This is a genomic window from Ruminococcus hominis, from assembly GCF_014287355.1.
Classification (GTDB): domain Bacteria; phylum Bacillota; class Clostridia; order Lachnospirales; family Lachnospiraceae; genus Schaedlerella; species Schaedlerella hominis.
Map to the genome: position 1 here is coordinate 79,597 of NZ_JACOPE010000001.1, position 22,879 is coordinate 102,475.

Sequence of the window (22,879 nt, forward strand, 5' to 3'; positions counted from 1 at the left end):
TTTTCGTATTTAAAAACGTCGGTTCTTTGCGGCTTGCTTTCGAAATGCAGAAGGCGTGATACCGGTGTGCTTCTTGAACTGGCGAATATAATGTTCAGGGGTATCGTATCCAATTGCTTCGGCAATATTAGCGACCGTCATGGTTGTATTTGTCAAAAAGTCTTGTGAGCGTTCGATTCGAACGGTTCGTACAATTTCTGTGTAAGTCATCCCCATAAGATCTTTAATCAGGCGGGAGGTATATTCGTTAGAATAATGAAAGCGTTTAGCTACTGTGGATAAAGTTACATCACGATAATTATCTTGAATATATTGAATAATAGCATATCGCTGTACATCCATACGATCATTAAAAAGTGGCATTTGTACAGATTCTGAATAATTTCTCACCAATAGATAAAAGACTAACAAAAGAGTATTCGTAATGCAGTGATAAAAATATTCTTGTTTGTTTATGTTTTCCCAGAGCATCCAGATAAAAGACTCACGAAGTGTAGGGTCTATACCTGAATGAAAGAGGATGTAGTCATTTGCACGTTTTGCATAAATATTATTTAGAAAGAAAGACGACAATTTATTTGGTGTGTTCAGAAAATTATAAAACATACTGTGAAGCGTACTTCTACGCAGCATGATATTAATAACAATACTGTCATCAAATACGGAGATAGAGTGATCCACACCAGGGGGAACTACACAGAAATCTCCTGTTTTCATAGAAATTGTTTGTTCGGAAATTGTTTGCTTACATGTCCCATCATATATATATACAAGTTCAAAAAAAGTATGTGAATGGACAATGGCGGGACTATAACGATTATGCTTTTGAACCACAATACTATCTTTATCAGTTACATCAAAAAAGAAAGAGTCTAGAAATTCTGGAGGGATTGTTTCTGGAACTTCAGGAATTAATAGATGTCGTTTCGTAATTTCTTTAATATTCTGTCTGGCAATATAAGCATGAATCTGCCCTGCCTGTCTTGCTTCATACTGTTCTTTGTAAAATAATTCTTCACTATTCAATTGATAAATACAATGTCTTAATTCAGTAACATCCATTTAGAAATGATCCTCCACTTTAAAAATTTCTCATCTAAAATATCAAAATAATTCAATTTATATGACTTATTTTAATAAATAGAATCAAATAAGTCAACAAAACTGGGATGAATTGTGAATTTGAAAATAAAATAATCAGAATATAATTGAGACATAAACAGTTTTCAAGTGAACGGAGGGAAAAACATGAGTGGAGCAATTCTTGAGATGAAAAATATTTCCAAGAATTTTGGAAGTGTGATTGCGCTTAAGAATGTTAATCTGGAGGTATATCCGGGAGAAATCAGGGGATTGATTGGCGAAAATGGATCAGGAAAATCAACCATATCTTCAATCGCAGCAGGTATGCAAAAAGCAACAGTTGGAGAAATGTTTTTCAAAGGAAAATCCTGGGAGCCAACCAGTATGATTGATGCCTTGCAACATGGAATCGGAATGGTGGTTCAGGAAAGCGGTACAATTGGTGGAGTAACAGTAGCAGAAAATATTTTTCTGGCAGAGCTTGGACAGTTTAAGAACAGATTGGGTTTGATTAATAAAAGGCAAATGAATGCGAAAGCAACAGAAGCAATGAAAGCAATTGGTGTAGATTATGTGACAGGTGATATGCCAATGGTATCATTGGACTTTCAGACGAGAAAGTTAGTTGAGATTGCAAAGGTAATTATGAAAAATCCAGAAATTCTGGTCATTGATGAGACAAGTACAGCGCTTTCACAGGATGGACGGCTTCTTATGTACAAACTGATCAAAAAGCTTCGCGACGATGGAAAAGCAGTGATTTTCATCTCGCATGATCTTGAAGAAATTATGGAAGTATGTGATACACTTACCGTTTTGCGTGATGGGAACCTGATTCGCACTTTTAAGAAAGAGGACTTTGATGCTGATGCTATTCGAACAAGTATGATTGGACGCGAACTGGAAGGTGATTATTACCGAAGTGATTTTATACCAAGTAGTCAGCAGGAAACCGCGCTTGAAGCGAAGAACCTCTGTTGTGGAGAACAGCTTAAGGATGTCAGTGTTACTTTGAAAAAGGGTGAAATTGTTGGTGTTGGAGGATTGTCATCTTGTGGAATGCATGCATTAGGAAAAGCAATGTTTGGAGCACTTGCATTGGAATCAGGCAATGTACTGACAGGAGAGGGAGAAGCGATTACAACACCGCATATGGCGATTGAGAAAAAAATTGGATATGTATCAAAAGACAGAGATGTAGAATCTCTTTGTTTGTCAGCAAGCATCAAAGATAATATAGCGATTGCCGGAATGGAACAATTTGCAGTAGGAGGACATCTTATTACAAATGCGAATGAGAAAAAATATGTAAGAAAGCAAATACAAGATCTTTCTATTAAATGTTCAGATGAAAATCAGCTGACTGGACAGTTGTCAGGAGGAAATAAGCAAAAGGTTGTATTTGGAAAATGGATTGGCTGTGGAAGTGAGATTCTGATCCTGGATTGTCCTACAAGAGGGGTAGACATAGGGGTAAAACAGGCAATGTATCAGCTCATGATACAACTAAAGAAAGAAGGTCGGGCAATTTTATTGATTAGCGAGGAGTTGCCGGAATTATTAGGAATGAGTGATCGAATTTTAATTATGAAAGATGGACAGATTTCCCATGAATTTATGCGTAGTGAAAATCTGACAGATGCAGATGTAATTGGATATATGATATAAGGAGGTTCATTGTGAGTACAGAAAAAGAAAAGAAAAACGAGATAAATAAACATAAAATCTCACAGATTATTATCACTGTTCTTCCTTTTGTAGCTTTAGCAGTCTTGTTTGTTGTATTTGTGGCTGTGGTAACAATGAAAGGATATCGGTTGGATATGTATCTGAAGATTGTTTTTAATGAAGGTGTTGTATTAGCAGTAGTAGCGACCGGGGCAATTTTCATCTATACACTTGGAACGTTTGATATCAGTCTTGGTGCAGCAACATTATTTGCGGCAACGATGGGAGTTGTTACATATAACAAAACAGAAAAGTTTGTTTTGATGATTTTGGTGATTTTTGTAGTGGGAATTGCCTGTTCACTGTTTAACTCTGTATTAGCATCAATATTCCATATACCGGCATTTGTCACTACTGTTGCAATGATGTCTGTATTATCAGCCAGTGCAGCACAGATCATTACAACGAAAGGTGGAGCACTTGGTGGCATCAGTATCCCAAGTGTGGTGGTGAAACCATATGACAATATGGTATTTAAAATCATAATGCTGGTTGTATTTTATGTGATTTGTTTCTTTATATTTAATCTTACAAAAGCAGGAAGAAGACAAAAATTTATAGGAGGCAATCCAATATGTGCAGCGTTAACAGGAATTGAATATAACAAATATACGATTATTGCCTTTGTTATGGCTGGAATTGGTGTAGGACTTGGCGCATTGTTGACGTTAATTTATACGCCATCCGTTACGACAACGACTGCATCAAGCATTGGAATGAATATTTTTATAGCGATTGTATTCGGTGGAATGCCAATATCAGGAGGAGCCCGCTCCAGAATTCATGCAGCATTGGTCGGAGGATTTTCATTTATGCTTTTAAACGACATACTGGAACTCGTGATTGATGGAAGTGCGGCGTATGGAATTACACAGTTGATCAGTGCGATATTTTTCCTGGTCGTTGTATATGTGACAAGTATGAATTATAGATCAGCAATGTTACCAAGATAAAAATTTTTAACAAAGAATTTAACGCATTCGCGTTAGAGAAAGACGACACAAAAAGAAACGGGTTTTAGATGTGTAGTCGGTATAAAGAAGATAGGATTCAAGGAGGAAAAGAAGATGAAGCAAAGAACAAAAAAACTTGTAAGTATGTTAATTGTTGGAACTATGGCAGTGTCTATGCTTGCAGGATGTGGGGTAAAAAAGGAGACTGGTTCTGATAAGTCGGAGAAAAAAGAAAGCGCAAAGATAGGAGTCCTGGTTGCAGACGTAAGTGGGGAAGAAGCGCAGGGATTTCGTTCTTATTATGAGAACTATATTGCAGATAATTACGATGTAGAATTTTCTTATACAGATGCGCTTGAGAGTGCAGAAGATGAAAAGGCAGCAATTGAGAAATTCGCATCACAGGGATGTCAGGCGATTATTTCTTTCTCAAGCAGTGATCGTGCACAGCAGATAGAAACTTGCGAAAAATATGGGGTATATTATGCGGTTGCATCAGGAGTGCTTGATGACCAGCAGTATGAGACATATAAAACATATGAACATTTTGTAGGACAAGTAGGACCAAGTAACGAGACTGAATTCGAAGCCGGAAAAGATATGGGAGCTTACTATAAAGAAGAGGGAGTTTCTAAAGTTGCACTTTATGGGGCATTCGTTCCAAATCCAATGCATGTTTATCGAGTTGCAGGAGTTCTTGCAGGCTTGGGTTGTACATATGGCGGAGCAAGTGATATGGATGCAATTGTAGGACAGATTTTCCAGGATCAGACAGTAGATTTGTCAAAAGTTGGCGGAGATGTTGAGGTTGTAGCATATCTTCAGGGATATGGGGATACAACAACGGATGAGTTAAATGCAGCAATTCAGAAAACCCCGGATGCATTTATTTCTGTTGGTATGGCAACTACATTTTTCGCACAGTCTTTAAATGAAGCTGGAATTTCATTCTCAGATATCGATTCTTTTACAGCGACAAATGAAACTGCAATGAAAGAAGGAAAACTGACATATCTTTCAGGAAAATATTCTTCTTCTATCGGACCTGTCTTTGCACTTGTTATGAATGCGATCGATGGTAATGTGATTCGTGATGAGGATGGAAACGCACCATCTATCAGTCAGAAGTATCTTGTTGCAACAGATGTTGAGACTTTTGACAAATATTATGTATCAGACAATGGTGATTCACCAATTTATGACAAAGAAACGTTGGATAATATCATTGGAGAAAATGTGACTTTTGATGATGTAAAAACATTGGTTGAGTCTAAATAGGAATAAAAGTGGAGGCTGTAAATCATGAGTACCCCTAAGAAAATAGCAGGAACTATGGTGATTCCAGTGCTGACATTTCTTATACTTGAAATGATTTGTATGGCACATGGAAATAATATAATAACAAATATGAAGAGTTTCGATAATTTTGTCGTTTATACAGCGATTGTTATGCTAACAACGATTGCTCTGTCAATTAATCTAAACAGTGGAAGATTCGATTTCTCCCTTGGGTCTATGGCGGCTCTGGCATCCATTATCGGAGCAAAATTAAGCTATGCGGTATTGGGTGGAGGCTCAGGAAGTGCAGTGTTGATGCTGTTTGTTACGATTGTAGCAGGAGCTGTATTGGGGCTGATATCCGGAGGGATTTATGTTTTACTTAGAATTCCTCCAATCATTACATCGCTTGGCGTGACATTGATCTATGAAGGAATCATGTATACGATAACAAATGGAAAGTATGTAATGGCAGAAGTACAGAATCCATCAATGTCAGGGTTCGTAGGGACATGGATCTATGCGGCTACAATCATTGTGGTCGTATTGATCCTAAGCATTGTGATTTTTGATTATACACGTTTTGGGTATGATTATAAGGCGTTGAAAGATGGGCAAAAAGTAGCTGTTAATACAGGAATTCGCGAAATTCCAAATGCACTTATCTGTTACACAATCTGTGGTGCGTTGATGGGAACAGTCGGCTTTTTAAATGCGGCAAGAAATACGACAATTAATGGTGGACAATTGAACTTCAGTTCCATTGCAATCATGTTTACAGCATTTCTTCCAATGTTTATTGGATCCTATATAAGCAGATACAGTAATGAGAAAGTTGGATTTTTGTTAGCAGCGGTGTGTATGTCTCTTCTGAATTCCACATTCGCAGTTTTATCCAATGTGGTGACAGCGTCCATGCAGTCCATTATCAATGCGGTATTACTGGTAGTTTTTCTGATTTATCTGAATAATGAAAAATTATTGGTGAAGATTCTCTTCGGAAGAAGAAACTGAGAAAGTCGTTGAAGCCCTATTGGAATAAACCATTAGGGCTTCATTTATTATATATTAGGAAAGTCCTTTCCTAATATATAATAAACGCTCCGCTAAGGATGCGCACTGCAGCGTGCAAGGTAGATGTCGCAAGCGACCGCTGCAGGCACCAGAATGTGCCAAAGCACATTCTTTGTTCTAAATAAATCTAATATAAGGAAATGATATCAGACATGAGAAATCAAGAATTTTTAAATAAAGCATTAAGTCTTCTGCCTGCATTAAAAGAAACAAAAGTTGAGGTAGCACAGACAGTTGAAGTATATAAAGAAGACAGTGAAATAAAAATCGAAAAAACGGAAACATATTCAAACAAACAATTAAATAAAGGAAGCCGAATTTATTTAGATTTTGGAGATCATCAGGTGGGATATTTGCACTTGAAATTGGGATATACAGGAAGTCATCCAGACGCTCCAGTATGGATGCGGATTCATTTTGCAGAAAATCCTGTCGAGCTTTTTGAAAATGCGAAAAATTACAGTGGATGGATTTGTTCATCCTGGATTGAAGAAGAGCAGATTCATATTGATACGATACCATCAGAAATAAAACTTCCGAGGAGATATGCATTTCGGTATGTAATGATTGAAATACTTGATCTTAGCAACAAATTTAATTTGATTGTTGAAGATGCTTTTTGCACAGCAGTTTCTTCTGTAGATGATGAAGAATTATGTGAATTTCAGGCACAGAGTAAACAGCTTGCCAGACTCGATCAGATTGCATGTCGTACACTTCATAATTGTATGCAGACGGTGTTTGAAGATGGACCGAAAAGGGATCGAAGACTTTGGATGGGAGATTTAAGAATGCAGGCGTTGGCAAATTATGAGACGTATCAAAAAAATGATATGGTGAAAGCATGTCTGTATTTATTTGCAGCCCTTCCTATGCAAGATGGAAAAGTTGGCGCGTGTCTGTTTTTAGAACCCGAGCCGGAAGTTGATGATACACAAATGTTTGATTACTCTTTATTTTTTATCAATACTCTTTGGGATTATTATGAAGCGACAAATGACAGGGAGACACTAGAAGAGCTATGGCCAACGGCATTAAGGCAGATTGAACTTGCAAAAGAGCATCTGGATGAAGAATATCTGGTTCGAGATTCAGATGTTTTGGGATGGTGCTTTGTTGACTGGAATTTAAATCTGAATAAGCAGGCTTCAGCGCAGGGAATTCTGTTATATGCTCTGTCAGCAGCAATTCGAATCACTCAAGTATTGGGAGAGGTTCTGGAAGAAGAAAAATTAGCAGAGTTGTATTGCGAATGTAGAAATGCGGCAAATGTACGGCTGTGGGATAAAGAAAAACAGTGTTATATCAGTGGAAAAGACAGGCAAGTATCGGTTGCATCACAGGTTTGGATGGTACTCGGAGAAGCAGTGGAAGATTCAGCAGCACAGCAGCTTATGGATCGGGTAGAGAATCTGGATAATGCAGAAGGCATGGTCACTCCGTATATGTATCATAATTATATAGATGCTCTGTTGCATGTGGGAGAAAAGAACAAGGCATTACAAAAGCTGGAAACATATTGGGGTGGAATGGTACGTCTGGGAGCGGACACATTCTGGGAGTTATATAATCCAGAAAATGCTGATGAATCTCCGTATGGAGGAACGATTGTGAATAGTTATTGTCATGCGTGGAGCTGTGGACCGGCATATTTTTTGAGAAAATATTTTAAGATGAAAGAGGAATAGAATATGGCGAAAATAAATATGAAAGAAAATCCGTTCTTTTTGGATGAAGAAGCACAGGAGTGGGTACTGGATACATGGAAGAAGATGAGCCTGGAGCAGAAATGTGGGCAGGTATTCTGTCCTATGGGATTAGGAAATGATCCAGAATTATTGAAGCATTTGACACAGGATATTGGTGTGGGAGGATTAATGTATCGTGCGGATACTACGAAAAATATTCAGCAGACGCACAGGATGCTTCAGGAATTTTCGGATATACCACTTCTGTTGGCAGCAAATACAGAAGCAGGCGGAGATGGTCTTGCGCTGGAAGGAACATCATTTGGTAAGCCGATGGCAGTTGCAGCGACAAATAATCCAGAAAATGGATATCGTATGGGACTTACAGCATGCAAAGAAGGAGCTGCGCTTGGATTGAACTGGTCGTTTGCACCAATTGTTGACATTAATTATGACTTCCACAATCCAATTACGAATGTACGTACATTTGGAAGTGATCCAGAGAAAGTGTTGGCATTTGCATCAAGATATCTGGATGCAGCAGATGAGTGTGACGTAGCAGTTGCAATCAAACACTTTCCAGGTGATGGAGTGGATGAAAGAGACCAGCATATATTGACCAGTGTAAACTCATTTTCTACAGAAAAATGGGATGAAACTTTCGGTTATGTGTATAGCAATTTGATTCAGAAAGGTGCAAAGACTGTGATGGTAGGTCATATTGCACAGCCGGCTTATGTAAAAGCAATCAATCCGAATGCAACAAGAAAAGAGATGCTGCGTCCGGCATCTCTATCACCGGAACTTTTAACGGGATTGCTGAGAGGTAAGCTGGGATTTAATGGTTTGATCAGTACAGATGCAACGCCGATGGTAGGATTTACAGCAGCAATGAAAAGATGCGAGGCAATTCCACAGGCAATTGCAGCAGGATGCGATATGATTTTGTTTAATAAGAGTCTGGAAGAAGATTATGGATATTTACTGACGGCAGTAAAAGAAGGAAAAGTCAGCGAGGAACGTTTGGACGAAGCTGTACTTCGGATTCTTGCAACAAAAGCTTCCTTACATTTACATGAGAAGAAGAGAACTAAGACACTGGTTCCGGGAGAAGAGGCAATAAAGATTGTAGGGTGCCAGACACATAAAACATGGGCGAAAGAAGTGGCAGATCAGGCAATTACGTTAGTTCGGGATAATCAGAATCTTCTTCCGATTTCTCCGAAAAAATATAAGAGAGTGTATCTGAATGTAATTCAAAAAGACTCGAATCCGGATAGCCCTTTTGTTCAGAAGTGGAAAGCACAGTTTGAAAAAGAAGGGTTTGAGGTTACGGTAAGAGATCGGCGTACTGCAATTACAGTAGAAGATTTCATAGAGCCAGAAAGAATGACACCGGAAAAAGGAAAATTGATGCATGAGATGTACCGCAGTGTGGAAGAAATGAAACAGGATTATGATTTGTATGTTTACATTTGTAATATGGAAAATGCATCGAATAATACAACTTTGAGACTGAATTGGAATGTTTGTTTTGGTTTGGGAGATGATGCTCCATGGTTTGTATCAGAAATCCCGACAATGATGATTTCAACAGCATATCCGTTTCATTTATTTGATGCACCAATGATAGATACTTATATTAACAGTTACAGTGGAAATCCGGAGTTTATTCAGGTAACGATGGAAAAAATTATGGGGCGTTCAGAATTTTGTGGGGTAAGCCCTGTGGATGCGTTATGCGGAAAGGATTATATCTGATTTGGAGGCGGAAGAAGTGAAGATAAAAGGATTGATTTTTGACCTGGATGGGGTTCTTGTATTTACAGATAAATTTCATTATCAGGCATGGAAAACTATGGCAGACGAACTTGGGGTATATTTTGATGAGACGATTAATCATCGGCTTAGAGGTGTAAGCCGTATGGACTCTCTGGAAATTATTCTGGAACGTTACGAAGGACCAGACTTAAGTTTACGTGAAAAGGAAAAACTGGCTGAAAAGAAAAATGAAATTTACAGGACGTTACTAGAGTCAATGACACCAGACGATGTGACAAAAGAAGTAAGAGATACATTGACAAAACTTCGAGAAAAAGGATATAAATTAGCGATTGGGTCATCCAGTAAGAATGCAAAATTTATTCTGGAAAAGGTAGAATTGAAAGATGCTTTTGATGCAATTTCGGACGGAAATAATATTACAAAGTCAAAACCGGATCCGGAGGTATTCTTAAAAGCGGCAGAGTATTTGGGATTACCGCCAAAAGCGTGTATGGTTGTGGAAGATGCGGAAGCAGGAATCAAAGCTGCCAAAAAAGGCGGTATGTACGCAGCAGGAATTGGAGAGGCGGCAAAAAGTATAAATGCCGATGAGTCTTTAAAAACATTTTCGGAGTTGCTAGATATTGTAGACAAATGAAATAGTGAGAATGTATGTTGCAGAAAATGATTCCGGTAATAGACGATATAATCCTTTGGAATCAAAGTGTGCTCTGAATAAAAAGAGGACAAAAAAGCAGCCTGTTTGTAATAAATGTGACTTTCTGTAATATTCTCATATGGGAAGCTTATATATGCATACAACTGATGAAATTGAAGGAATGCATAGAATTTGGTCAATGTCTTTTCGCTGAATGGCCGGTAGGAATCGCACGGCAAAAAGATGGTCAGGTTTCCGTAAAAGAACACCGCCATACTGTTTGGCAGGATTGTTAAAATCTGTTGATATAAGTTCTTTAACTGAATCCCGGATAGACCAGACAGGGACGGACCATTTAGGGACGGAGTTTAGTGGCTTTTTTGCAAAAAAGCCACTAAACTCCGTCCCTAAATGGTATTATATAAGAGAGGTGACGAAAATGGATTTTAAATATTGTAAACTGGAAATTTTTATTCCGGAAACTCATATTACACAACTACAGAAAGCTCTACAATCGGTAGATGCCGGTCATATAGGAAAGTATGATTCGTGTATGTCATGTTCGCAGCTTATCAGTTATTGGAGACCGTTAGATGGAACAGATCCGTATATAGGAAAAGCAGGAGAAATCAGTTGTGAGCGGGAAGTGAAAGTGGAAGTAACAGTATATACGGAGAAGGTTGAGGAGACAATTCGTGCAATCAAGGAGGTGCATCCATACGAAGAACCAGTGATCAATGCACTTCCGATTTATAGGGTGAGCTTTTTGTAGAAAAATTTATAGTAGTTCAAATGGAAAATCGCCAGCCGACAGTGAGATGCTGTTGACTGGCGATTTTTTTATAATGGATTCTCAAAGTTTGCTCTTCTCCAGATAATCCATCAAAATAAAAGAATACTCGTAAGCAACCATCGTTTCTTCCCGTATCATATCCAGATCAAAAAGTTCTTCCATTTTATTTAACCGATAAAAAAAGGTACTTTTATGAATATGTAGTTCATTCGCGGTGCGTACAGCATTTCTTCCGTTCATCAGATAAGTCCGGAGTGTATTGGCATAATCCGTGTTCTGCTCCTGGTCATGGCGGATGATTTTATAGATATCCGGATGAATGGTTGATTTCAAAGTCGTAAAGTCTTTACACAGCGAAAACGTATGCTGCAGAAAATGATTCCGGTAATAGACGATATAATCCTCTGGAATCAAAGTGTGCTCTGAATAAAATGAGGACAGAAAAGCAGCCTGTTTGTAATAAATATGACTTTCTGTAATATTCTCATAAGGAAAGCTTACATATGCATACAACTGATGAAATTGAAGGAATGCATAGAATTTGGTCAATGTCTTTTCGCTGAATGGCCGGTAGGAATCGCACGGCAAAAAGACGGTCAGTTTTCCGTAAAAGAACACCGCCATACTGTTTGGCAGGATTGTTAAAATCTGTTGATATAAGTTCTTTAACTGAATCCCGGAATTATGGTTTGTTGGTGCTTCATCGATGATGAGAAGAAAGTAATATTTCCCCGGTTGGTGTCCCAGTTGCACCATGTTGTTTACAATATATTCTTTCTGACTGAAATGTCCTTCTAAAAGTTCTGTTAAAAAATATTCGTAATTTAATCGTGTATTCGTCTGGAAACTCATTTCACGTTGCATTTCAATCGCAATTACATGACAGAACATATTGATATAGTCTAAATCTTCTTCTACAAAATCTTTTTGTGTTTCACGAATGCAAACATATCCGACAACAGAGTGTTGAATACGAATGCTTTGAAAGACCCATTTGAATGGGTAGTCTTCAATGTAAGTGATAAAAGGTACTGTTGTGGAATAAATCTTTTTTACTAATTTTGTATCAAGCATATTTTGCAGTTTGGAATCTCTTACAAAAAAGCGCCCATCTTTTTCTTCAAGGTTATTATCATTGGTGACTTGTGGGCTGGCTGCTAAGATCGAAAAACTTGTATCACAGACCGTAATTGGATTATGCAGATGCATATATGCGATATTTGTGATTCCTTGAAGTCCGCTGTTATGCTGCAGTGTCTGGAAAAGTTCTTCTTCTTTTTGTTTTAGCAAATGATGTTCTAGTATGACCGTCTGAATCTGGTTAAAAACTTCATCCAGAGCGATTTTTTGCGGAATACAGAGACAGCTGGCAGGAAGCTCACAATCTGGATAATTTACAATGAGTATGTATTCATCAATAGGGGCTCCCTGAAAATGAGCAGCATCACATAAATATAAAATGTTTCCGCCCGGATGTGGTGCATGACTTTGTTTTGAATTCCAAAATAAGACGGAGTCAATCTCGGCGCGGGCGTGATAAGTTCCATGAACATGGATCTTCAAAGTAGACTCCAATCGGTTGATAATGTTTTCTAAATATGCCATGGTTTCCTCCATCAGACAAATGTCTGAAAATCAATCTCGTATTGATAAAAAGTTTCGATTACTGTAGCGTGCCTGTTAAAAAAATAACTGATATAGTTAACATAATAACAATATAACAAGAATTTCGTGCGCCTTCAATGGAAAATTAAAAAGGTCACAAAGTTCAAATAAGATTCAAGCTATATAGGAGGAAAATTATGAGCTATAAAGTAATGGGGATTACTGCAGGAAGAAAGAACAGCAACAGTGAGATTTTGCTGAAAGAGGCGCTTTTAGCCTGTCAGGAGGCGGGAGCCGACGTAACAATGATCAATTTGAAAGATTATCATATTGAGGATTGTACAGGATGTACATCATGTACTGCAGGAATGTCACAGGGAAAAAATGTGGGATGCGTCCTGGATGATAAAGACGATAAGAAGAAAATTATGGACGTAATGTTAGATCAGGATGCTGTTATTATTTCTGTTCCGACATATGACTTAATGCCAAGTGCACAGTACCTTACATTTGCACAGAGAAGTTTAAGCTACGAGACTGCTTTCCTTGAGACAATCGGAGCAATCGAACATAAAGATCGAGTAGCAGGATTGATTTCTGTCGGAGGCTCTACAAGAGCATGGCAGTCTATGGCACTGGAAGGACTTCAGGCAACAATGTTTACAACAGATATGAAAGTTGTTGATATGCTTCTTGCTACAAGAGTTCCTGGAGCAGCACAGTGTCTTTTGGATGACGAGTTAATCGAAAGAGCTCATAAGATGGGTGAGAATATTATGAAAGCAGTAGAGACACCTGCCGAGGAGCGTACATGGCTTGGTGATGAAGACATGGGATGGTGCCCGAACTGTCACAGCAATGCTTTAGTATTGGGAGAAAAACAGTGGGATGGTCTGTATTATCCAGTAGAATGTCAGGTATGTGGAGCCGGCGGTAATCTGGAGCAGACAGAAGATGGAAAATGGAAATTCGTGATCCAGAAAGATGGTCTGATCAAAGATCGTACAACTGTAGAAGGAAGAGCAAAACATCTCGAAGAGATCGGAGCAACACAAGGTGGATTCTATGCAAATCCAGAAAACAGACAGATTGTCCAGAAGAAAATTGCAAAATATAAAAATCTTCAGTTCAAGACAATTTAATTGAAACAGGAAACGTTCTGAAAAGATTGCAAGGAGACGAAATGATTACAATAACAATTGATGGAAAGCAGATTCAGACAGAGCAGGGAACGAGTGTCTTAGAAGCTGCACTTCAAAATAATATCTATATTCCGCATATTTGCCATCATCCGGATTTGAAAGATATTTCTGCCTGTAAACTGTGTTATGTACAGGTAGAAGGTCAGGATAAGCCAGTGACATCGTGTATGTTGAAGGCAGAAGACGGAATGAATATCGTTACAACAAACGAAGAAATCCAGCATTTACGAAATGTTGCGATGGAGCTGATTCTGGCAGCACATCCAGAAGACTGTTCAACTTGTCCAAAGTATGGAAATTGTGAGTTACAGAATCTGATTCAGTATATGGGTGTATCTGCGGCGAGAATGCGTACACGAGTAAAAGGCTTTGCGTGTGAGAGCGGGAATCCATTATATGAACATGACATGAACCGATGCATTTTATGCGGACGCTGTGTAAGAGCATGTAATGATTTAAGAGAAGTAAAGGTATTGCAGTACAAGAAAAAAGGTATGGAAACTTATATCGGAACATTGCATGAAAAATTATTAGAAGATGCAAACTGCAGATTCTGTGGAGCCTGTGCGGAAGTCTGTCCGACTGGAACTATCCGGGATAAAATCAATTATCCGGCAGCGGAGCGAAAAGAAAAGCTTGTTCCGTGTAGAAGTACTTGTCCGGCCAACACAGATGTTCCTCGTTATATTCGGTTTGTAAAAGAAGGAAAATATGATGAAGCAGCAGCTGTAATCCGAGAAAAAGTACCATTTCCACTGGCACTTGGACATGTCTGTTCACATGTTTGTGAGACAGAGTGCAGACGTTGTGCGGTAAATGAGCCAATTTCGATTCGTAATATCAAACGATATGCGGCAGAAAAAGATACGGGGAAATATTGGAGAAATAAAGGCAAACAACTGCCGGATACAGGAAAAAATATTTGTGTAGTCGGAGCCGGCCCAGCCGGATTGACAGCCGCTTATTATCTGAGAAAACAGGGACATAGCGTGACAGTAAAAGAAGCGCTTCCGAAAGCCGGAGGAATGTTACAGTATGGTATCCCTTCTTACAGAATGCCGAGAGAAGAATTGGACCAGGAGATTGCATACATTCTGGAATCAGGAATTAAGTTGGAAACAGGAGTCAGAGTTCAGAATGTCACAGAGTTAAAAGCACAGTACGATGCGGTTTTGGTTGCAATCGGAAATCATGAAGGCACTTTACTTCCGATGGAAGGAAATGATGCGGAAGGCATTTTACTGAATATTGACTTCCTGAGAAACGCATCAATGGGAAATGAGACCGGAATCGGTAAGCGTGTAATCGTGCTTGGTGGCGGTAATGTAGCATTTGACTGTGCAAGAACGGCAAAGAGACTCGGTGCAGAAGAAATTCATGTAGACTGTCTAGAGGCCCGGGATAAGATGACTGCAGACGAGGAAGAAATCGAACAGGCGCAGGAAGAAGGTATCCAGGTACATCCGGCACAGAGCTTTGAGAAGATTTTGAAGGATTCAAATAATAAAGTAAGCGGTGTTGCATTCAGCGATATTTTGTCATTTACATTTGATGAAAATAGAAAAGCAATTATTGAAAAAGCGGAAGATTCTTATCATGAGATTCAGGCAGACACCGTTATTTTTGCTGTAGGGCAGAGATGTGGTTTGAGTCCAGAAGCAGGAATGGAACGTGGAAGAGCAAATTCTATCAAAGCAGATGAGAAGACACTTGAGACAGATATCCACGGAGTATTCGCCTGTGGTGATGTGACTTATGGAACAAAATCTGTTATCCTTGCGATTGCAGATGGAAGAAAAGCGGCAGAATCCATTGATAAATATCTTGGCGGAGATGGTGATATTTCCGAGGTGCTGGCACCGGTTGAAGAACATCCGACAGCAATCGGACAGGTGGAAGGATTTGGTTATGAACCGAGAAGAAATCCACAGATATTAAGTGCAAAAGAGAGAAAAGATAATTTCGATATGGTTGACCGTGGAATCTGTGATGCAGATATTTGCCAAGAAGCATCCAGATGTTTGCAGTGCGATCTGAGAATGGATATTACAAGATCAAAAATCTGGAGTGACTATGACGGAGAGGAGGGAGAAGAAACATGTTAAAGTACATAGAAAATAAAGAAGCAGAAGAAAAAATTGCAGAGATGAATGCAGAACAGATTCTGGATAAGATTGTAGAAATAAAAGATCCGGTTACAAATATGACAGTCGGAGAAATGATTTCAAACTTAAAAGCTACTGCTCGGAATGAAAAGATGAATGTTGTTGTTTCTTTAGCAAATGGTGATATCGATCAGATGCTTGCCTGTCTGTATCAGGACAATGCACAGGGAATCCTGTACGGAGCAGAAGCACTTGCCAAGATTCTCGGAGCAGAAAAAATCGTGTTAATTCTCCCGGAACCTTTAAAAGAACAGGAAGTAGAAAAGAATTTTAGCTCAAGTGAATGTCCGACAGAAATTTTATACGGAATGTGTTCGCGTATGTCTTACATAACGGATTTGCTTGTACATCCAATCATTTGTGCGAAATGTTTTGAAGCATTAAAGGGAGAAAATGTTCATAAAACCATTCTTTCCGTGAACGGACAAGCACCGCAGGAAGTGGAGTATGGTACAACATTTGCGCAGATTATTCCGGAAGCGAAGGCAGTTAGAATCGGAAACCGAATCTGGGGAGAAGAAGTAAGAACACAGATATTAGACGAAACATTTCCAATTGAAAATGGTGTGATTGAAACATATTCGGAAACAGAATGTGTAGTGAAAAAGGTCGAAGAATTTATTGGAAAACTGCGAGCAACATGTTGTGGAAAATGTGTTTTCTGCCGAGAAGGTCTTGTTCAGATTCATGAAGGGTTAAAAGATTTGACAGCAGGAAAAGCAAAACTGACAGATATCGAGCTGATGAAAGAATTAGCAGAGATCATGCAGCAGCAGAGCAACTGCAGTTTAGGTCAGACAGCCGCAGGTATGATGCTGGGCTTACAGGAATATTTTGCAGATGATATAAAAGAACATCTGGCAGGAAGATGCCATACTTTGACATGCAAAGCACTGGTTCATTACTATATTGATCCCAAAATGTGTAAAGGTGATGGGCATTGTGTGGAAAACTGTCCGAAAAAAGCAATCGATGGTGGAAAAGATTTTGTTGGTGTTATTGATGAATTCGAATGTGACAAGTGTGGTAAGTGTATGGACATTTGTGCGAATGGCGCAATTAAGCGTGTAACCGGAAGATTACCGAAATTACCGGATGAACCAATCGCATTGAAGAAATCGAAAGACGCATCTGAAACGCAGGAAAGAAAAACAAGAAAACGAGTAAAACCAAAAGCACTGTTATATAAGAAAAAAGTATCCGGTTTTACAGAAGATTCCAATAGTCAGACAGTTAAAGTGAAAGGAAATTTACCTATGAGAGAAATGAATGCAGACGTTATTATCGTAGCAGCCGGACCGGCAGGACTTGCAGCAGCAGTTACAGTTGGAGAGCATAATTTATCATCTATCGTATTTGAAAAATCAAATACAACAGGCGGAGCAGCCAATATGGGAATGGGACCACTTGGTATTGATACAAAGGTTCAGAGACGTGGATTCAATCAGATTACAGTAGAAAAAGCACTGGATCTTCATATGGATTATACCCATTGGAGAGTCGATGCAGACTTGGTTTCTACATATTTCCATAAATCAGCAGACACGATTGAATGGTTGGAAAGTATGGGTGTAGAGTTTGCCGGAGCGTTCAAATATTTCGCAGAGTCCGAGGCAACATGGCATATCGTAAAACCAGAAAACGGAGTGATTGGACCTCGTGCAGCCGGCGGTATGATCAAAGCTTTGACAAATCGAGCAAAAGAACTTGGTGCACAATTTGAAATGGAAACAAGTGTTGTGGAGCTAATCAAAGAAGGCGATAAAGTCTGCGGAGTGATTGCAGTAGATAAAGACGGACAGCAGATTAAAGCAATGGCAAAATCGGTTATTGTTGCAACAGGTGGATTTGGAAATAATAAAGAAATGCTTGCAAAAGAATTCAATCTGCATCTGTGTAAAGATTTTTATCCATTCATGGTTCCGGGAATTGTCGGAGATGGTCTGAACATGATGTGGAAAGCAGGAGCTATGAAGTATGGTGCCGGTATCGAGGCAATTTATCAACTTCCGGATAACCTGAACTGGTTCTTGCTGGATGCAGTTCTTCGTCAGCCAAACCTTCTTATCAACCAGCTTGGAGAACGTTTCATGAACGAGGACCGTATGGGTAATACAACTTTTACAGGAAATGCAATTGCATTACAGCCGGGAAATTACGCATACTGCATTATGGATGGAAATATCCTGAAACATTACAAGAAAAACGGACCGGATATTGAAGACATCGTACATCCACAGGAAGCATTCTTTGGATTTGAGCAGCAGGCAGCATTGGCTGTAGAACAGGGATATGAGGCATATTTCGAAGCTGAGACATTAGATGAGCTTGCAGAAAAATTACAGATGGATCCGGAAGTATTGAAAAATACAGTGGATGAATATAATGAGATGTGCGATCTGCATTGCGATACACAGTTCAATAAAAATCCAAAATTCCTGCATAAGCTCACAGGAAAAGGAAAATATCTGGTTGGTAAGTTCTATCTTGGAGCATATGGAACAATCGGAGGAATCCGTATTAACAAATACTGTGAAGTATTGGATGATAACTTTATGCCAATCGAAGGTCTGTATTCCGCAGGCTCTGATGCAAACACAATTTATGGCGACAGCTATAACTTTACACTTCCGGGAAATACAATGGGATTTGCAGTGAATTCAGGAAGAATGGCAGGAGAATCTGTGGCTGAGTATATTCAGGAACAGATTTAGAAGAAATAAAAATACAATGGATACTATTATTTCTTGAAAAAATATAAATTTCGGGAAATATAGATGGAAAATCGCGAAATAACCTCTCTTTTCGGGAAATAGAGAATGGTAATTTCGCGATTTCTTGTTATATTTCTCGAAATCGTGTAATATAAGATTTATAAGAATGTATATTTCGGGAAACATGTGGCTGTGAAATATGAAAATAATGTGGAGGGCGTGTAAATGGGAATATATTTAAATCCAGATAGTAGTAAATTTGAAGAAGCGGTAAATTCTGCTATTTACATCGATAAAACAGGATTATTGACATACACCAATTCTGTATTGCATACGATGCAGAAGTATATTTGCATTAGCCGTCCAAGACGTTTTGGTAAGTCGATCGCAGCGAATATGATTACGGCATATTATAGCCGGGGATGTGATGCAAGACAATTATTTTCAAAATTTGAAATTGCAAAAAGCGATGAATTTGAAAAGCATTTGAATCAATATAATACGATTTCTGTTAATATGCAGGAAATTTTAAGCAGAAGCAATGATATCTGCGAACTGATTGATCGATTTAAGAGACTGATTATTCGTGAACTTAAAGGAGAATATCCAGATGTAGATTATTTTGACGAGACAGATCTTATTGAGTGCATGCAGGATGTATATGCACAGAAAAAGCAGTCATTTATAGTGATTATCGATGAGTGGGATTGTATTTTCAGAGAGTATAAGGAAGACAAAGAAGCACAGGAAAAATATCTTGATTTTTTGAGAGACTTATTAAAAGATAAATCTTACATTCATCTTGCATACATGACTGGAATTCTCCCGATAAAAAAATATGGAACGCATTCTGCTTTAAATATGTTTGATGAATTTTCAATGATCAATCCAGGACCGTTAGCTCGTTATGTTGGCTTTACGGAAGATGAGGTTCGGATGTTATGTGAACAGTATCACATGGATATGACAGAAATGAAAAACTGGTATGATGGATATTTATTTGAAAATGAAATATCTATTTACAGTCCGCGTTCGGTTGTAAGTTGTATGAGATTTGGAAAGATAGGAAATTACTGGAACCAAACGGAAACTTTTGAGGCTTTGAGGATTTATATAGATATGAATTTTGAGGGGTTGAAAGATGATGTTTTAAGTATGATCGCAGGAAAATCAGTACCGGTAAATATTGGAAGTTTTGCAAATGATATGGCTACATTTCATACAGAAGATGATGTTTTGACACTTTTGATACATCTGGGATATGTGTCCTATGATTATGATAGTAAAACAGTAAAAATTCCAAATGAAGAAGTCAGGTCAGAATATGTAAACAGTGTTTCTACATCCAATTGGGGAGAAGTGTCAAAATCACTAAAAAATTCAGCAGACACATTGGAAGCTATTTGGCAGAATCGTCCGGCACAAGTGGCAGAAGCTATCAGGCAAGCACATTTTGAAACGTCACATATTCAGTATAATGATGAAAATGCTTTGAGTTATACGATTTCACTTGCATTGTATGCAGCAAGAAATTTCTACACAGTTTATCGCGAATTTGCAAGTGGAAAAGAATTTGCAGATTTAGTTTTTCTTCCGAGAAAAAATTTTCCAGAGAAACCGGCACTTGTGGTGGAATTAAAATGGGATAAAAGTGCCAGAGGAGCACTCGTACAGATTAAGAATAAAGAATATTGTAGGAGTTTGGAAGAGTATCAAGGAAATCTGATTTTGGTTGGAGTCAACTATGATAAGAAGACGAAAGAACATGAATGTGTGATAGAAAAAGTGCAGTTATAATGGGATGTGAAAGTATTTTTTCAAACAATGTGGATATAGCAAAACAGCCGGCAGAATTATCTGCCGGCTGTTTTGCATTCTTTTCGATATTTTGATGGGGCCATTCCATATTTTCGCTTGAATATCCGGGAAAAATGATCGACGGAATTATACCCTATCATTTCTGAAATTTTATCTAAATTATAATCCGTATTTTCTAATAAATTCTTTGACTGTTCCAACCGAAGATTCTGAACAACGTTCGAAAAATTCTCATTGAGATATTTCTTAAAAAGTAAAGAAATATAGGATTCATTATAGTGAAAAATCTGCGACATCATCGGCAAAGTAATCGTCTGGTAATTAGATTGTACATATTTTAACATCAACGGGAAGGAACGATTGTATGTCGTATTATTGACGTCACTGTATAAATGAATCGTTCTACCAAAATCCTGTAATAATTTTCCAAAAAATAAATTTAAAAGGCTGACGCAGATCATATTACTATGATTTTCTGTACAGTTCGATTCATCGAAAATCTGTTGAATCAAATAATTAAATTCCGGAGTGTTTTCGATGTCGAAAGTAATGTAGTTTGAAGTCTCCGCATCATAAAAGGTATGTGCGAAAAAGTCGGATAAAAGATTGTGCTCATTTAAGAGTGTTTGAAAGGTATCCTGAAACGTACTTTTTCGAATGTTAATCGTTAAACCAAATCCGTCTTTGTCCATTTCAATGTGATGTATGGTATTAGGGGAGAGAATCTCGGAACCTTTCTTGCACTGGGAATTACAACAATATCGAAAATGGTTATGCATGCAGAAACAGCGGCATCCCGATTTGCATTTGCAGGAATTGTAACGGGTATCCTGACATGCGTGTCATTTGTATGGGTTCAGGTAAGTAATCGCAGAAAAAAAGCATAAATTGAGAAGGAGAAGATGAGTATGAAAATTGCAGTAATCGGAGCAAATGGAAATCTCGGTTCAAGAGTCACAAGACAGGCTCTGGAAAGAGGAATGACAGTAAAAGGGTTTGTTTATGCAGGAAACGTGGAAGATGAAAGAGTAGAGATTGTAAATAAAAGTTTATTTGATGTTACAAAAGAAGACATTGCAGATTGTGATGTTATGATCAGTGCCTATGGAAGCGGATTTGATGCAGATCCAACATTAAATCATAAAGCGTTCCTCAAATATATTGAGCTGAACGAAGGAACAAAACGTCATCTGCTCGCAATTGGTGGAGCAGGAAGCTTATTTACAGACAGTACACACACAACATACTGTTATGAGACACCAGAGCATCCAGATTTCCTGAGAGAAATCTCAAAGAACATTAAACTTGGAATTGATGAACTTAAAAAGACAAGCAATGTAAACTGGACAGTTGTCTGCCCTTCTTCATTTTTTGATTCAGAGGGTGCGCTGACTGGAAACTATGAGATTGGAACAGAGGAACAGGTAATCTTTAATGAAGTCGGCGAGAGCAGAGTGACTTACGAAGATCTTGCAATGGCAATGTTAGATATCGCAGAGGCAGATAATTATAATCAGAAACAGATTACGGTTTTGACAAAACAAAAACATATAAAAATATGCCGGATTTTTCTAAAGAACCTACATGGAGAAGTTAAACACTGCACATTAAAATAGAATTATAAGCAATGAAAGAATGTAGTGTTGAATGGAGGAAATAGAGAAGATGAAGGCATTTATTTTTGATCTTGACGGAGTGATTGTATTTACAGATAAATTTCATTATCAGGCATGGAAGAAAATGGCAGACAGAATGGGAATTTATTTTGATGAGACAATCAATAACAGACTTCGTGGTGTAAGCCGTGCAGAGAGTCTGGAAATCATTCTGGAGAAATATGAAGGAGAACCTCTGAGTGCAGAGAAAAAAGCGGAATTGATGGAGGAAAAGAACAATACTTACAGAGAGCTTCTGAAAACGATGACAGCAGCAGATGTAACAGATCAGGTTCGTGCTACACTCAAGAAACTTCATGAAGCTGGATTCAAACTGGCAATTGGTTCTTCCAGCAAGAATGCGAAATTTATTCTGGAAAAGGTTGAATTGTTGGATGCATTTGATGCAATTTCAGACGGAAATAATATTACACATTCAAAACCAGATCCGGAAGTATTCTTAAAAGCGGGGGAATTCCTCGGAGAGAAACCGGAAGATTGTGTTGTTGTAGAAGATGCTTATGCGGGAATCGATGCGGCTAAGGCAGCAGAAATGGAAGCTGTTGGAATCGGTGATGCATCGGGATATAATAAAGCGGATTATAAGATTCAGAAATTTGAAGAGTTGCTGAAGATTGCAGGAATTGAATAAAGGTAAAAAAACAGGGCTGTACTTTCATGGGAATCTTGTGAAAGTGCAG

At 38.3% G+C, this 22,879-nt stretch carries 17 protein-coding genes; 14 read left to right on the top strand and 3 right to left on the bottom strand.

What is annotated here, in order from left to right; translation table 11 throughout:
* Positions 1–9: 9 nt before the first annotated feature.
* Complete coding sequence (locus H8S40_RS00325) at positions 10–1,062, bottom strand: AraC family transcriptional regulator (RefSeq protein WP_118724157.1); 1,053 nt, start codon at positions 1,060–1,062, stop codon at positions 10–12.
* Positions 1,063–1,248: 186 nt separating this feature from the next.
* Between H8S40_RS00325 and H8S40_RS00330 the strand changes: the two genes are divergently transcribed.
* The 8 genes from H8S40_RS00330 to cutA all read left to right on the top strand — a co-directional run bounded on the left by H8S40_RS00330 (position 1,249) and on the right by cutA (position 10,998).
* Positions 1,249–2,751 carry a sugar ABC transporter ATP-binding protein gene (locus tag H8S40_RS00330; RefSeq protein ID WP_117991315.1) on the top strand — a complete coding sequence of 501 codons (1,503 nt, stop codon included), beginning with the start codon at positions 1,249–1,251 and terminating at the stop codon, positions 2,749–2,751.
* 11 nt (positions 2,752–2,762) lie between these two features.
* A complete protein-coding gene (locus H8S40_RS00335; protein WP_227165621.1) occupies positions 2,763–3,764 on the top strand; it encodes an ABC transporter permease subunit in 1,002 nt (333 codons plus the stop codon).
* Positions 3,765–3,878: 114 nt separating this feature from the next.
* A complete protein-coding gene (locus H8S40_RS00340; protein ID WP_118724155.1) occupies positions 3,879–5,042 on the top strand; it encodes a type 1 periplasmic-binding domain-containing protein in 1,164 nt (387 codons plus the stop codon).
* Positions 5,043–5,066: 24 nt separating this feature from the next.
* Positions 5,067–6,056 carry an ABC transporter permease gene (locus H8S40_RS00345; protein WP_117991321.1) on the top strand — a complete coding sequence of 330 codons (990 nt, stop codon included), beginning with the start codon at positions 5,067–5,069 and terminating at the stop codon, positions 6,054–6,056.
* A 212-nt stretch (positions 6,057–6,268) separates the two neighbouring features.
* Positions 6,269–7,804, top strand: coding sequence for an alpha-L-rhamnosidase-related protein (locus tag H8S40_RS00350; protein WP_243238134.1), 1,536 nt, complete (start codon positions 6,269–6,271; stop codon positions 7,802–7,804).
* A gap of 3 nt (positions 7,805–7,807) precedes the next feature.
* Positions 7,808–9,565 carry a glycoside hydrolase family 3 protein gene (locus tag H8S40_RS00355; RefSeq protein WP_117499475.1) on the top strand — a complete coding sequence of 586 codons (1,758 nt, stop codon included), beginning with the start codon at positions 7,808–7,810 and terminating at the stop codon, positions 9,563–9,565.
* Positions 9,566–9,581: 16 nt separating this feature from the next.
* Entirely contained in the window at positions 9,582–10,226 is a 645-nt protein-coding gene (pgmB, locus tag H8S40_RS00360; RefSeq protein ID WP_366482088.1) for a beta-phosphoglucomutase, read from the top strand.
* 439 nt (positions 10,227–10,665) lie between these two features.
* Entirely contained in the window at positions 10,666–10,998 is a 333-nt protein-coding gene (gene cutA, locus H8S40_RS00365) for a divalent cation tolerance protein CutA (RefSeq protein ID WP_118688444.1), read from the top strand.
* An 81-nt stretch (positions 10,999–11,079) separates the two neighbouring features.
* Here the strand turns inward: cutA and H8S40_RS00370 are convergent, their stop codons facing one another.
* Positions 11,080–12,624 (bottom strand): PucR family transcriptional regulator, encoded by a 1,545-nt coding sequence (locus H8S40_RS00370; RefSeq protein WP_186864277.1) that lies wholly within the window; start codon positions 12,622–12,624, stop codon positions 11,080–11,082.
* 197 nt (positions 12,625–12,821) lie between these two features.
* Here H8S40_RS00370 and H8S40_RS00375 point away from each other — a divergent pair, with 197 nt between their 5' ends.
* The 4 genes from H8S40_RS00375 to H8S40_RS00390 all read left to right on the top strand — a co-directional run bounded on the left by H8S40_RS00375 (position 12,822) and on the right by H8S40_RS00390 (position 20,502).
* Positions 12,822–13,766, top strand: a complete 945-nt coding sequence (locus tag H8S40_RS00375) for a flavodoxin family protein (RefSeq protein WP_118688446.1) — start codon at positions 12,822–12,824, stop codon at positions 13,764–13,766.
* 41 nt (positions 13,767–13,807) lie between these two features.
* Positions 13,808–15,931 carry an FAD-dependent oxidoreductase gene (locus tag H8S40_RS00380; RefSeq protein ID WP_186864278.1) on the top strand — a complete coding sequence of 708 codons (2,124 nt, stop codon included), beginning with the start codon at positions 13,808–13,810 and terminating at the stop codon, positions 15,929–15,931.
* The gene (locus H8S40_RS00385) at positions 15,925–18,705 is read left to right on the top strand and encodes an FAD-binding protein (protein WP_186864279.1); all 2,781 of its coding nucleotides are present in this window, start codon (positions 15,925–15,927) and stop codon (positions 18,703–18,705) included. Before H8S40_RS00380 ends, H8S40_RS00385 begins: the two co-directional genes overlap by 7 nt.
* 225 nt (positions 18,706–18,930) lie before the next feature.
* Positions 18,931–20,502, top strand: coding sequence for an AAA family ATPase (locus H8S40_RS00390; RefSeq protein ID WP_186864280.1), 1,572 nt, complete (start codon positions 18,931–18,933; stop codon positions 20,500–20,502).
* 56 nt (positions 20,503–20,558) lie between these two features.
* On the opposite strand, the gene H8S40_RS00395 is transcribed toward H8S40_RS00390, so the two are convergent.
* Positions 20,559–21,035: a helix-turn-helix transcriptional regulator gene (locus tag H8S40_RS00395; protein WP_186864281.1), complete on the bottom strand. Its 477-nt coding sequence runs from the start codon at positions 21,033–21,035 to the stop codon at positions 20,559–20,561.
* Between the two features lie 396 nt (positions 21,036–21,431).
* Between H8S40_RS00395 and H8S40_RS00400 the strand changes: the two genes are divergently transcribed.
* Together H8S40_RS00400 and pgmB (H8S40_RS00405) are read left to right on the top strand one after the other, a co-directional pair.
* Complete coding sequence (locus H8S40_RS00400; RefSeq protein ID WP_186864282.1) at positions 21,432–22,139, top strand: NAD(P)-dependent oxidoreductase; 708 nt, start codon at positions 21,432–21,434, stop codon at positions 22,137–22,139.
* 49 nt (positions 22,140–22,188) lie between these two features.
* Entirely contained in the window at positions 22,189–22,830 is a 642-nt protein-coding gene (pgmB, locus tag H8S40_RS00405) for a beta-phosphoglucomutase (protein ID WP_118724145.1), read from the top strand.
* Positions 22,831–22,879 lie beyond the last annotated feature (49 nt).